Below are 13,954 nucleotides of genomic sequence, written 5' to 3'. Positions count from 1 at the left end.
TAGGTGGTGGGTTAGTATGAATGCGGCGTATATTTATTTATTACGCTGCCATCCTGGTATAATTCAAGTATAGCATAGCCGGGCGGGGTCTCTTCATAATATCCTTCGCCTGCAGATTTATCATCGCCTTTACCCCACCAATAGCCACTCATTGCGCCGTTACAAAAATATTGTGTGCCATTGTAGGATGCGGTATCCAATAAATGATTGTGACCGCTCAGGCATACTTTTACTTTGTCGCGATGTTGATAGAATAAGGCTTTTAATTTTTTATAGTCGGAGTGCATGCCTCCTTCCCAAAATGGGGTTACACCCAGGATAGGGTAATGTGACATGATTAAAACAGGCTGATCTGCAGGTAATTTTTCAAGCTCATTTTTTAACCAGTTGAATTGCTCGTCATCTAAAGTGATGGATGGATTATTACCATCAACTATAATAAAGTGCCAGCCAGCTTTGCTAAAGCTGTAATACCTGTTAGGTATACCTAAACGCTTTACCACATAATCTTTGCCATACATTGCATCTGATTTATCAGGTGCAGCCCACCAGGTATCATGGTTGCCGATGCAACTATGAACTTCATAACCATTTATTCCTTTAGTGCAATCATCCCATAAATTCCATAACTCTGTTACGCGCTCCTTTTTTACATCATCATATGATGCGTCGAATATAGAATCACCACCATTCAGGAAAAAATCTATTTTTTGCTTTTTTATTTCTTCCAGGCACTTTTTAAATTTCTCCGGTGCGTCTAAGTCAGGCCTGATATGAACATCGGTTATGTGTGCAACCCTTAATGCAAGCTTGGATTTGCTTTTCGCTTCAGTTATAGCAGCATTTGCAATATTGCTTTTGCTTGTTATCAGACCGGTAGCTGCCAATATACCGGCGCTTTTAATAACATCTCTTCTTTTCATAGCTATATTTAATCTTTGTTTAGCAAAACTAAACATTGTTTATAAATATATTACTAATTTAAAGTTAACTCTATATATTATTCATTGTTCAAACATTTGCTTACTGATTTGGGAAAAGGCGCAAAATTCTCTGTTGTCTTACCTATAAGGCATGTGATTATTGGTGTTTACATATACTTAACAATGTTTTGTTTGTTTATTTATAAACAATGTTTAGTTTTGCTAAACAAACCATTTGAACAATGAAACTTAAATTAGTTATTTTATTAATGTTGATCACCGCTTCTGTTGTAGCACAGGGCAGGAAAACAAAGAATATTGTATTCATTTCAATTGATGGGTACCGCTGGCAGGAAATCTTTCATGGGGCAGACTCCGCTCTTTTGAGGGTAAAAAAATTCAATCAGCAGGATTCAGCTTCTGTTGCAGCCAAGTATTGGGCGCCTACAATGGACGAGCGCCGCAAAAAGCTTATGCCATTTTTTTGGAGTGTTATTGCTAAAGAAGGCCAGTTATATGGCAACCGTGATTTAGGTAATAATGTAAATGTTAAAAACAGATTTTGGTTTTCATACCCCGGCCGTAGCGAAACCATATGTGGTTATTATGATCCGGCTGTAAATTCTAATTCTTATCCTGATAATCCTAATATAAATGTGTTTGAATTCATAAATAAACAAAAAGGTTATGAAAACAAGGTGGCAACCATTGCCGGTTGGGATGCGGTAGCCAGGGTTGTAAATCGTGATCGTAACCATATGCTGCTAATCAACCCATATGAAAACGTAACGGGCCCAAACCTAACGGAGGCGCAGAAACTGGCTAATGAGATTCAGAATTATTTACCGGATTATTTTGGAAGGGATGTGCGTTGGGATATGAATACTTATGCCATTGCAAAAACCTATATTATGGCTAATCATCCCAAGGTTACTTATATAGATTTTGATGATCCTGATGAATTAGGACATGCCGGGCAATATGATTCATTTTTAGATGCTGCTCATTATTTAGATGCAATGATTGGGAAACTGTGGGAAACCTTGCAAAAGGACCCTTTTTACAAAAACAATACAACGTTTGTTATCTGCCCTGATCACGGTCGCGGTATTGGTGATCTGTGGACCAGTCATGGAACAAGCGCGCCGCATTCAAATGAAACCTGGTTGGCAGTTTTAGGGCCTGATACCCCGGCAATAGGGGAAGTGAAAACTTCCGGGCAAATTTACCAGGATCAAATAGCGCAAACGATAGCTCAATTACTCGGGTTTACATTTACTGCTAACCACCCTGTTAACAATAAAATCGAAACAGTTTTTAAATAGATTTTTTTAAGCCGGAATGATGCGCTCACCTGTCATTCCGGCTTACACTTTTTTGCAAAATTATCGCCCCATAAACTCATTGATTAATCCTCACCTACAACTACCTATAGGTAAATGAGTATAAATGCCTCGACTGTGTTTACAAATACTTAACATAAGTTTAGTAATGTGTTTATAAACAAAGTTTAGTTTTGCTAAACAAACTAACAGCAAAATTATGACACAAATTTATACAAAAACGGGAATGCTGTTCACAGCGCTCCTTTTGTTTTGTTCATTACAAATGTATGGGCAAACGAAAATTTCAGGAACCGTTGTTGATGAGACAGAAGCGGTTTTGCCAAATGTTACTATCAGGTTAAAAACTAATCCATCAACCCTTACCAGTACTGACTCAAAGGGGCATTTTCAAATTAATGTTAATAATGAAAATGAGTACCTGATTTTAAGTTTCGTAGGCTATGCCCGGCAGGAAGTTGCAGTAAAAGGCAATACCGCGTTAACCATCCATATGAAGCCTACAGCCGGAGGATTAAACGAAGTTGTGGTGGTTGGCTATGGAACACAGAAAAAGGTTGATTTAACCGGCGCTGTGAGTACCGTAAGCGGTGAAGTATTGGAAAATCGCCCTATAGATAATATAGGAAGGGGTTTGCAGGGAGAGCTGCCAGGCTTAAATATAACATCATACAATGGCAAGCCCGGAACTCCGGCAACCTTTAATATCCGGGGTTTTACCTCCATTAATGGCGGTGGGCCGCTAATATTGGTGGATGGAGTTGAAACCAGCCTTGATGACATCAATCCCGATGATGTAGCGAGCGCAACAGTGCTGAAGGATGCAGCTTCTTCGGCTGTTTATGGCTCACGCGCTGCATTTGGGGTGTTGCTGATCACTACCAAATCAGGCCATACAGGTGCTCCTAAAATTACTTACAACTTTAATTACTCAGTACATAAGATCACCAATTTACCTGACGTTGTAACCGACCCGGGTACAGTTGTTGATTATAAAAACGAAGCCTACTCTGCTTATTATGGCTCAAATCTTTACAATGCTACCGAAACAGCTTATGCGCACCAACGGTCGGCAAATCCAAGCCTGCCCGCAACTATAGTCGACCCATCAACCGGGCAATATGATTACCTGGGCGGTACCAATTGGTTTAATGAAGCATACAAATCTGGGAATCCCAGCCAAATCCATAACATAAGTGTTAGCGGTGGTACTGACAAAGTTACTTATTACTTTTCAGCCGGCTATAATTCACAGGATGGGATATTTCGTTATAATCCGGATTATTATGACCGTTATAACCTGCGTGCCAAATTGGATATTGAACTTACAAAATGGCTGCACATAACAACCAATTCTGCTTATAACCGTACTACTTACAACTCTCCATCTTTACAGAATGGTTACTGGGTATCACAAGGCGATTTTTTCCATGCAATAGGGCGTGAAAATTCATTAGCTGTACCTAAAAATCCAGATGGTTCATGGACTTCAGCAGGGGTAGCTATCGGATTTTTAGAACAAGGTGGCCGCACAGATACAGTAAACAACCGCACACAAAATACTATTGGTTTCAATACATCTTTCTTTAACAATAGCTTGCGGATTAAAGGTGATTATACCTTCCGTTCTACTAATAATTATATGCAAGGTTACCAGATACCGGTACCTTATGAAACCGGACCGGACAAGACGGTATCTTATGCAGGAACCAGTCTTGCCTATGCAGCAGCAGATGATCAATCATATTATAACATCAACTTGTATGCTGAATATGAAAAAAACTTTGGTACGAAAAATTATTTCAAAGCCGTATTGGGTTATAATCAGGAAGAAAATAATTACAACTCGTTTTCAGCAAGTAATAATAATTTGATCAGTAATTCAATAGGCACGCTTAATGAAACAACAGGCACACCACCGTCGGTAGGTGCCAACGGCTATCAATGGGCGCTTAGAGGATATTTTGCCCGCCTAAATTATGAGTACGACAAAAAGTATTTGTTAGAAATAGCAGCACGTGAAGATGGTTCTTCGCTTTTCCCATCTGATCAGCATTATGGTTTTTTCCCATCCGCTTCTGTTGGCTGGAGGGTTTCAGAAGAGCCATTCTTCAAAAGCCTGCTCAATGTGGTTAACAGTCTTAAGTTCCGTGCATCGTATGGCTCATTGGGAAATGACCAAAGTTTGCAAAATTACCAATTTATCCCGGTGCTCACTTCCGGAACAACCGGCAGCATATTGGGCGGTACCCAGCAAACTTATGTAGGTGCCCCTAATTTAGTATCACCCAATATTACCTGGGAAACCATTACTACAAAAAACCTGGGTATAGACGTTACTTTCTTTAAAAAATTAAATGCAACGTTTGATATTTACCGCCGCTATACCAATAACATGATTACCCAGGGATTTGCCCTGCCAGCTGTATTGGGAGCAACCCAGCCACTGGAAAACGCGGCCGATCTGCGTACCGATGGATGGGAATTAAATCTTACTTACAATGATGAAACCACTATAGCCGGAAAGCCATTTAAGTATGGTATACATGCTAACCTTTGGGATAATCAATCAATAATTACGAAATATTATAATCCTACTGGTTATTTCCTTAACAACCCCATAAATGGTAGTCCGGCTTATTATAACGGTGCGCATGTTGGTGATATCTGGGGATTAACCGACATTGGGATATTTCAAACCAATGCAGCCGCTAAAGCAGCGCCTGATCAATCACTTTTCCAAGGCTATTATAACCTGAACCAGGCGGGTGAACTACAGTATAAAGATCTGAACCACGATGGTAAAATAACCTATGGCAATGGTACAATATCAAACCCGGGAGATATGAGTGTAATTGGTAATACCACGCCTCGGTATAACTTTGGGTTTGGCGGTAACTTTACCTATGATAATTTCGACTTTAGTGTTTTCTTCCAGGGGGTAGGTAAGGAATCTTTCTATCCTGGTAATAGCGGGTATTACTGGGGCATGTTCTTTGCACCATGGGAAAACGTTTACCAGAACATAGTTGGTAATACCTGGACACCGCAAAATACAAATGCTTTTTATCCATCCCTTAAAGGCTGGCGAGCAGGCGATGCAGGTTCATTGTTAGACCTGGCCACTCCACAATCACGATACATATACAGCGCCGCTTATATACGCCTTAAAAATTTAACCGTAGGCTATACATTTCCGATGCCTATGCTAAAGAAAATAGGTGTTGACCGCATACGGGTATATGTGAGCGGTGAAGACTTGTGGGAAAGTGATAAGCTGCCGCAAGGGTATGATCCGGAAGGATTGAGAGGGTATGCGTCAGGCGAGTTATATCCTTTCCAGCGCGCGTATTCTTTTGGGGTTGATGTGAAGTTCTAATATTAAATTTTAAGAAATCAATAGTCATGAAAAAGATATATATAATTCCACTATCGTGTATGCTGATAAGTATGTTATCATTATACTCATGTAAAAAAGATAGTTTTTTAAATAGATACCCGGTATCAAGTATCACCGCAGAAAGTTTTTTTAATAATGCAGCTGATTTAAATACCTATTGCAATAGCTTGTATAGCTATGTTCCGGGCAGTACATCGGTGGCGCTGAATGATCAGCAGAGTGATAATTATGAGAGTCGTCCTTTTAACCTGGTAACAGCAGGTCAAATTACAATACCAGCTACTGCAAGCGCAAGCACGGCATGGAATGGCGCAAGCTGGAGCTGGTTGTTTTTGTACCAGGTAAATTATTTTCTTGAAAACTACCAAAAAGCAGTTGCTACTCCCGCAGTAATAGATCATTATGTGGGCGTTGCCCGGTTTTTCAGGGCATGGTTTTATTTTGATAAGGTAAAAGCATATGGTGATGTGCCATTTTATGGCAGAACCGTAACGACAGCGGACAACGCCGACTTATATAAGGCGAGAGATCCGCGTGCGTTAGTAATTGATTCTGTAATGGCCGATCTCAAATATGCAGCTAAGTACGTGAATTCTACCGGTCCTTCCGGAACAATTACAAAATGGGCTGCGTTGGCGCTTATGGCGCGGGTAGGGCTTTATGAGGGGACTTACAGGGAATATCGTTCCATTAGCGGTTGGCAGCAACTTTTGCAAACAGCAGACAGCGCTGCCCTGGTGGTGATGCAAAGCGGGCAGTTTAAATTGTTTAGTACAGGAAACCCAAATACAGATTATCAAAACTTATTTATTACCCATTCGCCTTCTGATCCACAGAGTGCGGAAATCATATTGGGCAAATTCTATAGCAATACCATTCCTGTATATACACCACTTGACGGCGACATCTATGCTTATGGCGTTGCTTTTTCAAAAGCGTTCATGAATAATTACCTAACCTCAAGCGGCACTCCTTTTACCTCTGTTCCGGGTTATGATACAATGATGATAAAAGGCGAATTTACCAATCGCGACCCAAGGATGAAACAATCTGTTTTACCGCCTACGGTAACGTATGGTAACCTTAACGGCGCTCAAACCATGACCGATGCGCGTTCGGGTTATTTGCAGATCAAATATTATGACCCTGCTACACCTTCTTATAATACAAATTACAATGCTGCCATCGAGTTCCGTTTGGGAGAGATGCTGCTTGTTTACGCAGAAGCGAAAGCCGAACTGGCCAACAGCGGAGGGGGCACATTTACCCAGGCCGATCTGGACATGTCTGTTAATTTATTAAGAGACAGGGCAGGTATGCCGCACCTGTTAATGACCGTCCCGATCGATCCCGTTTTGGCAGCAAATTATTCAAATGTATCTGGTCAATTAGAGAATGTGCTGCTTGAAATTCGCCGTGAACGACGCGTAGAATTAGCCTGTGAAGGATTAAGATATGATGATATTATGCGGTGGAAGAACGGCCCTTTGTTGGCAAAACCTGGTTTCGGAATGTATTTCCCCGGTTTAGGAACTTATGACCTGAACGGAGACGGCGTTCCGGACATTGCCCTGGTAACAAGCTTACCTGCAAATAAGGTAACAGGTATTTCTTATTTCGTGCTGGGCACTGACTTTGGTCTTAGTAATGGCACTTCGGGAAACATCGTACCTAATCCTGGTTTAGTAAAAACATTTACTGATCCTAAGGATTACCTAATGCCTTTACCAACCCAGGAGCTGTTACTTAATAAGAATTTAAAACAGAATCCGGGCTGGTAGTAAAACGGGGGTAAGATATTTTTTTGATTAGTTTGAGTTGTTAAATAGGGCCGCAGTAGCTGCGGTCCTATTTTAAATATCATCATTAATCAGTAATAAGGCAACATATCATTAATATGCAAAGGATCACCACTTTATTTCTATTCGTTTATCTTTTTTCATTTTCAGTAGTCGCTCAATCATCTTATATCCCTTCTAAAAGCAATATTGAAAACCGGAAATGGTTTGAAAATAGCAGGTTGGGTTTGTTCATTCATTTTGGCGTTTATACACAGTTAAACGATCCTGATGAAGCTTGGGCCATGCGAAGATATGGCGTACCACAATATGAAAAGTTTGCAGATGAGTTCGATCCGAAAGATTTTAACGCAAAGAGATGGGTGTCTGAAGCGAAGAAATTAGGATTCAAATATATTACGATCACTACTAAACATCACGATGGTTTTTGCCTGTTCGATTCAAAATACACGGATTGGACTATTATGCACCATGGCAAATACCGTCACGATATAATTAAAGATATCGCGGAAGAGTGTCATAAACAGGGAATAAAATTATGGCTGTACTATTCAATATTAGATTGGCATCACCCGGATTTTGTATTTCACAAAGAAGATGGCGGAGTTTACGCACATCAGCTACCCAATCCAAACAGGGACGAGAAAAAATATATTCAATATATGAAGAACCAGCTAACGGAATTATTGACTAATTACGGAACTGTTGCAGGGATTTGGTTTGACGGATATTGGTCTAAAAACACGGATAGATGGCCATTTGGTGAAATTTATAGCTTGATCCATAAAATACAATCGGCCTGCATGATCATTAATAACCATGATATGTTTTATATTCCAGGAGAAGATGCCATGGTATATGCGCTATATGACCCATTTCCGCAACATGATTATGACAACGATCCTATTTTGAGAAAATTGCCGCTGCAAGCAATGGATAAAAGCTCAGATAAATGGGGATATTGTTCTAAACAGATATACAAACCAGTTGATACCCTTCTAAATAATATGCGCAAAGTATCAGAAAGGCACGCTACGTTTGTGCTAAATACAGGGCCATTGCCTGATGGTAATATTGATCCTCATTTTATAGACTCGATGGAAATAGTTCATGACCAGTTAATAAAAAAATAAGAGAAAAGTACTGACGAAAAAAATAACTTACGACCTAATTGGCCGTAATAATTAGAACCGCTGATGTTTGCAAACTTTAAGATAATTTACGATGATAAGAAAGATTAAAAAAATAATTGTTTTTATACTAATTATCGTACTTAAATGCTTCTTGGCGAATGCGCAAGAATATAAACCTACATGGGAAAGTCTTGATAAAAGGCCTGTACCTGAGTGGTTCAAAGACGCTAAATTTGGCATCTTTATTACATGGGGGGTGTATTCAGTTCCTTCATACGCTCCAAAAGGGCAATATGCTGAATGGTACCAATACTGGTTACAAACCGGAGCATTTAATGGTGCTGTGGCAAAATACCATAAACGAGTATTTGGCGACGAAACTTGCTATGATCTGGCAAAACATTTTAAAGCCGAGTTATACGATCCGGATGAGTGGGTAAAGTTGTTTGAAAGATCGGGGGCAAAGTATGTGATACCTGTGGCTAAACATCACGATGGTTATTGCTGGTGGCCAAACAAATACACTGAACAAGCATGGGGCTTTCCCTGGACTGCTGCTGATATAGGCCCCCAAAGAGATTTATTGGGCGATTTATTTAATGCCTTGCACAAAACATCGCTAAAAGCGGGCGTATATTTTTCATGGTACGAGTGGTTTAATCCATTATATAAATCCAATCCTGAAAAATATGCTTTGCAATACGCTATACCTCAAGCAAAAGATTTGATAGAAAGATATAAGCCTGATGTTTTCTGGACTGATGGCGACTGGGAGCAAAGTGATACCACCTGGCATTCAACTGAATTTTTAAACTGGTTGTATAATGAAAGTTCGGTGAAAAACGAAATTGTTACCTATGACCGTTATGGCAAGGGCATAAGGTTTAAACATGGCAGTGTATACACACCAGAATACCAGCCCGACATGGAGTTTGGTGATCATTATTTTGAGGAAAGCCGGGGGATTGGATTTTCATATAGCAATAATAAAATGGAGGATGCATGGGATTACAACTCGCCACAAATACTTGTACTCTTGCTGAGTGATATAGTAAGCAGGGGTGGAAATTTACTGCTTGATATTGGCCCGGATGCTTCTGGAAAAATTCCACCAATTATGCAGGAACGACTTTTACAAATAGGCGATTGGCTCAAAATAAATGGGAAAGCAATCTATAATACCCGGAAATGGATCAGACCATGCCAATGGAGCATTGGACGAAAAGATTATAAACCTAAAAGAACCGAGGGTGATTTTAAGGCAAATGGTGGTTTTATGCTGAAACTAACCATAGATCCTGATCCAGGTTACGCCGTTAAAGAATGTTTCTTTACAGTCAATCCAGGTACTAAAGAAGTGTTTGCCATATTACCAAAATGGCCGGATAATAACCGTTTTACGATAAAGGACATGCAGTTAAAGCCCGGAACAATTATTCGACTATTAGAAACAAACGAAACATTGAAGTGGAAACAGATCGGCAAAGATGTAATACTGACTTTCCCGGCATTTGCCCCCAATAAATATAAAAGTCAATATGCCTATGCCTTAAGCATACAGTAAGGTTTATCTAAATAAAATTAAGCACGAAAAAAGCAAGATGGATAGAAAAGAATTTATAGCAAAAACAAGCTTTGCAGGTAGCACACTTTTATTTGCCCGTATTCCGGATTTGAAGCCGAAAAGTAAAAAAATAAGATTTGGCGTAATTACTGATTTACACCACGATATTATATACGATGGGTTGCCTCGTTTATCAGCATATATTGACGAGATGAATATAAAAGCGCCTGATTTCATAATCCAAATGGGTGATTTTTGCATTCCAAAAAAAGAAAACCTTTCATTGATCGACGTTTGGAACAAATTCAAAGGGCCCAAATATCATGTAATTGGCAATCATGATACTGACGGGGGATATACCCGTGACCAGGTAATTGAGTTTTGGAATGCAAAGGCTAAATATTATTCTTTTGATGTTAATGGTTTCCACTTTGTAGTTTTAGATGGTAATGAACATAATCCATCGCCCGACAGGCCGGCAGGATATGCACGCTACATTTCACCTGCCCAGGTAGAGTGGTTAAAAACTGACCTGGATACAACCACATTCCCTATTATCATATTTTGTCATCAAGGGTTGGATAATGATGCCGGGGGGCTTGAAAATGGCACCTTGTTAAGATATACGCTTGAACAGGCTAATCAAAAAGCTGACCGGCAGAAAGTTATATTGGTATTGAGCGGACACCATCATCAAGACTATTATAATCACATCAATGATATACATTATGTGCAGATAAATAGTGCTTCATACCAGTGGTTGGGCGATAAGTATAAAGAGATCCGTTATTCTCCGGAAGTTGACAGTGCTCATCCAAATGTTAAATATACGGTGCCCTACAAAGACCCACTATGGGCAATTATTGAGGTCGACAATAGCGGAAAAATAAGAGTTGAAGGCAAAAAGACTGTTTTCGTTGGTTCCTCCCCTGAGAAATTGGGTGTAGACATGACTGCGTATGTTTATCCTATAGTGCCATATATTTCTGATAGGGAAATTAAATAAAATCTGCGATTTTATATTTTTAACATTTTGACAATCAGTAGTATAATAAAATGTTAATTAAATTAATAGTATTCGATATGGCCGGTACAACGGTTGGTGATGAAAATCATCCTACGCATCTCATCGATTATATATCAGAAGTTATTTTAATCATCAGGCAATGCTAATGAAGATTTTGGATTCAGGCCGAGAGAAAGTACGCAAATGGCCGGCTTTAGCAATTACCTTACTGGCTTCCCTGGCGGCATTTAGCTGCTATACCAGTATGTATGCCTTTCGTAAGGCATTTGCAGCAGGCACATTTGAGCATTTGAGTTACCTGCATGTTGATTATAAAGTGTGGCTGGTATTAACACAAATGATTGGTTATACCTTAAGTAAATTTTATGGCATAAGGTTTATCGCCGAATCATCGAGTAAGAAAAGAGCAGCAAACCTAATCAGGCTGATTATGGTATCATGGCTGGCATTACTCTTTTTTGCACTGGTTCCCGCACCCTGGAATATTGTATTTATGCTCATTAACGGCTTCCCGTTAGGCATGATATGGGGTTTGGTTTTTAGCTATCTGGAAGGGCGTAAAGCAACGGAATTTATGGGGGCGGTTATGTCAATCAGCCTCATATTTGCTTCGGGATTTGTAAAAACGGTGGCACGCACCTTAATGGGTATTTTGCCTGTTAATCAATACTGGATGCCATTTTGTACGGGCCTGATTTTCCTGTTGCCATTTTTGCTAAGCGTTTACTGCCTTGAATTAATACCTGCACCTACAAAAGAAGATCAGCAGTTAAGAACAAAAAGAGCACCTATGAATGCGGCACAGCGAAAAAACTTTGTAAGCAGTTTTTTGCCGGGCATAATTATTACGCTGATTATTTATGTATTGCTAACTATCCTGCGCGATATGAGGGATAATTTTGAAGTGGAAATATGGGCCAATTTTAAAATACACGACAATCATATTTATACTAAAACCGATACCATTGTATCCTTAGCAGTTTTACTTATTATAAGCCTGCTTATACTTATCAGGGATAATTTAAAGGCCTTTATGGTTATACATTTAATTATTATTACAGGTTGTGTGCTTGCCGGGGTAGCAACTTTTATTTTTGACCGTAGCTACATTGGGCCAGTTGCCTGGATGTGTATGGTAGGGCTGGGGCTATATATGGCCTATATACCCTATAATGCCATTTTTTATGAACGGATGATTGCCAATTTCCACTTTAAAAGTAATGTTGGTTTCATTATTTATATATGCGATTCAGTTGGCTATCTGGGAAGCGCATCGGTATTAATATTTAGAGAATTTAGTACCGTAAATATTAGCTGGGGAGTGTTTTTTAAACAAACGGTGTACACCGTATCAATAGTAGGCGGTATTTGTGCTATAGCTTCATTAATATATTTCCGGAATAAAACAATCTACCACAATAAAGAAAATTCAACTAAACATAATGATGAAATAAGTAAGCCAGATCATCAGCTTGATAGCGTTGGTGAGCTTATATTACAAGATAAATAAGATATATGAATACAGATAAATATGATTTGATTGTAGTAGGTGGTGGCATTTTGGGTACGTTCCATGCCTATCATGCTTTACTGCTTGGGAAAAAAGTACTACAGCTGGAAAAGGATAATTATCCGGTGGGAGCAACAGTACGTAATTTTGGTATGGTAGTTCCGTCAGGAATGACAGACGAATGGTTTGAATATGGCGTTCGTTCGCTTGAAATCTATCAGTCGATACAAAAGGAGTTTGATATTTCAGTGCGGAAAAATGGGAGTGTATATATTGCCTCCGATGACGATGAGCAAACCTTGATTAATGAATTAAAAACTTATTATGATACCAAAGGCTATACTCAAAAAATACTTAGTAAAGAACAGATTTTACAAAAGTATACTTCAGTAAAAGCCACTTATGCTAAAGAAGCTCTTTTTTTTCCCCAGGAGATCAGCATAGAACCTAACCTGATGATTTACCGTTTGCAGGAATATATGCGGCTTAAATTCAAGGAGTTTACGTTGTTATATAACTCACCTGCTATTGATTGTTTGCCAGTGGGTAATGATGTTGAAGTAACCATAACTAATGGTAAGAAATTTAAATCGCTCAAAGCAGTAATATGTAACGGTTATGAATTTAAATTACTATTCCCGGATATTTTTGCAGAGAGCGGGCAGGTGGTTACCAAACTTCAAATGATGCGAACTGTTTCAGACCATTCAAGCGGATTGGAAGGAAATATATTAACGGGTTTAACTATTCGCAGATATGAAAGCTTTGAAGAATATTGTCCTTCTTTTAAAAGCATAAAAACACCTGATCATTACGCTGAACTGAAAGCCTATGGTATACACTTGTTGTTTAAAAAAGCAGCGGACGGAAGTATTATAATAGGAGATTCTCACGAATATGTCGGTGTTTCGCATTTTGATGACTTGGGTTTTGCTACTAACAATTACATTAATGAGTTGATGCTTGCTGAGGCGGAACGAATAGTAAACATTGATGTTAGAAGCATTGCAGGCACATGGAACGGCTTTTATCCGCAACATCCTAAAAAAAATATTTTGGAATATGACCTTGATGATCGCATCCACATTCGCACTTGCATTGGAGGCAAAGGAATGACGGCGGGTGCGGGTTATGCTGAAAATAGCATACAGCAGATTTTTCAATAATTGATTTATTCCCAGACTAATTACATAGCGGTCATTTATTAAATATTTATTTAATATTTAATAAATGACCCGGTATTAGTATTTTCGGA

At 39.2% G+C, this 13,954-nt stretch carries 9 protein-coding genes; 8 read left to right on the top strand and 1 reads right to left on the bottom strand.

Annotation, left to right across the window (positions count from 1 at the left end):
• Positions 1-11 precede the first annotated feature (11 nt).
• Positions 12-923, bottom strand: coding sequence for a metallophosphoesterase family protein (locus BLU33_RS14020; RefSeq protein WP_091380554.1), 912 nt, complete (start codon positions 921-923; stop codon positions 12-14).
• 242 nt (positions 924-1,165) lie between these two features.
• Between BLU33_RS14020 and BLU33_RS14015 the strand changes: the two genes are divergently transcribed.
• The 8 genes from BLU33_RS14015 to BLU33_RS13980 all read left to right on the top strand — a co-directional run bounded on the left by BLU33_RS14015 (position 1,166) and on the right by BLU33_RS13980 (position 13,865).
• A complete protein-coding gene (locus BLU33_RS14015) occupies positions 1,166-2,248 on the top strand; it encodes an alkaline phosphatase family protein (protein WP_091373961.1) in 1,083 nt (360 codons plus the stop codon).
• Between the two features lie 217 nt (positions 2,249-2,465).
• Positions 2,466-5,645 (top strand): SusC/RagA family TonB-linked outer membrane protein, encoded by a 3,180-nt coding sequence (locus tag BLU33_RS14010; RefSeq protein WP_091373958.1) that lies wholly within the window; start codon positions 2,466-2,468, stop codon positions 5,643-5,645.
• 26 nt (positions 5,646-5,671) lie between these two features.
• Complete coding sequence (locus BLU33_RS14005; RefSeq protein ID WP_091373955.1) at positions 5,672-7,447, top strand: RagB/SusD family nutrient uptake outer membrane protein; 1,776 nt, start codon at positions 5,672-5,674, stop codon at positions 7,445-7,447.
• A 116-nt stretch (positions 7,448-7,563) separates the two neighbouring features.
• Positions 7,564-8,598: an alpha-L-fucosidase gene (locus BLU33_RS14000; RefSeq protein WP_091373952.1), complete on the top strand. Its 1,035-nt coding sequence runs from the start codon at positions 7,564-7,566 to the stop codon at positions 8,596-8,598.
• A gap of 91 nt (positions 8,599-8,689) precedes the next feature.
• Positions 8,690-10,162, top strand: a complete 1,473-nt coding sequence (locus BLU33_RS13995) for an alpha-L-fucosidase (RefSeq protein WP_091373948.1) — start codon at positions 8,690-8,692, stop codon at positions 10,160-10,162.
• 37 nt (positions 10,163-10,199) lie between these two features.
• Positions 10,200-11,168 carry a metallophosphoesterase family protein gene (locus BLU33_RS13990; protein ID WP_091373943.1) on the top strand — a complete coding sequence of 323 codons (969 nt, stop codon included), beginning with the start codon at positions 10,200-10,202 and terminating at the stop codon, positions 11,166-11,168.
• Positions 11,169-11,334: 166 nt separating this feature from the next.
• Entirely contained in the window at positions 11,335-12,699 is a 1,365-nt protein-coding gene (locus tag BLU33_RS13985) for a DUF5690 family protein (RefSeq protein ID WP_197684504.1), read from the top strand.
• 5 nt (positions 12,700-12,704) lie between these two features.
• Positions 12,705-13,865 (top strand): TIGR03364 family FAD-dependent oxidoreductase, encoded by a 1,161-nt coding sequence (locus BLU33_RS13980; protein WP_091373941.1) that lies wholly within the window; start codon positions 12,705-12,707, stop codon positions 13,863-13,865.
• The last annotated feature ends 89 nt before the right edge of the window (positions 13,866-13,954 follow it).

Source organism: Mucilaginibacter mallensis, from assembly GCF_900105165.1.
In the GTDB taxonomy this organism is placed as follows: Bacteria; Bacteroidota; Bacteroidia; order Sphingobacteriales; family Sphingobacteriaceae; genus Mucilaginibacter; species Mucilaginibacter mallensis.
The sequence above is the reverse complement of the archived record's forward strand: the minus strand, read 5'-3'. Positions and strand labels throughout refer to the sequence as shown.

Excerpts from the sequence above, each read along its gene's own strand:
- BLU33_RS14020 (WP_091380554.1), bottom strand. The coding sequence starts at position 923 with ATGAAAAGAAGAGATGTTATTAAAAGCGCCGGTATATTGGCAGCTACC.
- BLU33_RS14015 (WP_091373961.1), top strand. The coding sequence starts at position 1,166 with ATGAAACTTAAATTAGTTATTTTATTAATGTTGATCACCGCTTCTGTT.
- BLU33_RS14010 (WP_091373958.1), top strand. The coding sequence starts at position 2,466 with ATGACACAAATTTATACAAAAACGGGAATGCTGTTCACAGCGCTCCTT.
- BLU33_RS14005 (WP_091373955.1), top strand. The coding sequence starts at position 5,672 with ATGAAAAAGATATATATAATTCCACTATCGTGTATGCTGATAAGTATG.
- BLU33_RS14000 (WP_091373952.1), top strand. The coding sequence starts at position 7,564 with ATGCAAAGGATCACCACTTTATTTCTATTCGTTTATCTTTTTTCATTT.
- BLU33_RS13995 (WP_091373948.1), top strand. The coding sequence starts at position 8,690 with ATGATAAGAAAGATTAAAAAAATAATTGTTTTTATACTAATTATCGTA.
- BLU33_RS13990 (WP_091373943.1), top strand. The coding sequence starts at position 10,200 with ATGGATAGAAAAGAATTTATAGCAAAAACAAGCTTTGCAGGTAGCACA.
- BLU33_RS13985 (WP_197684504.1), top strand. The coding sequence starts at position 11,335 with ATGAAGATTTTGGATTCAGGCCGAGAGAAAGTACGCAAATGGCCGGCT.
- BLU33_RS13980 (WP_091373941.1), top strand. The coding sequence starts at position 12,705 with ATGAATACAGATAAATATGATTTGATTGTAGTAGGTGGTGGCATTTTG.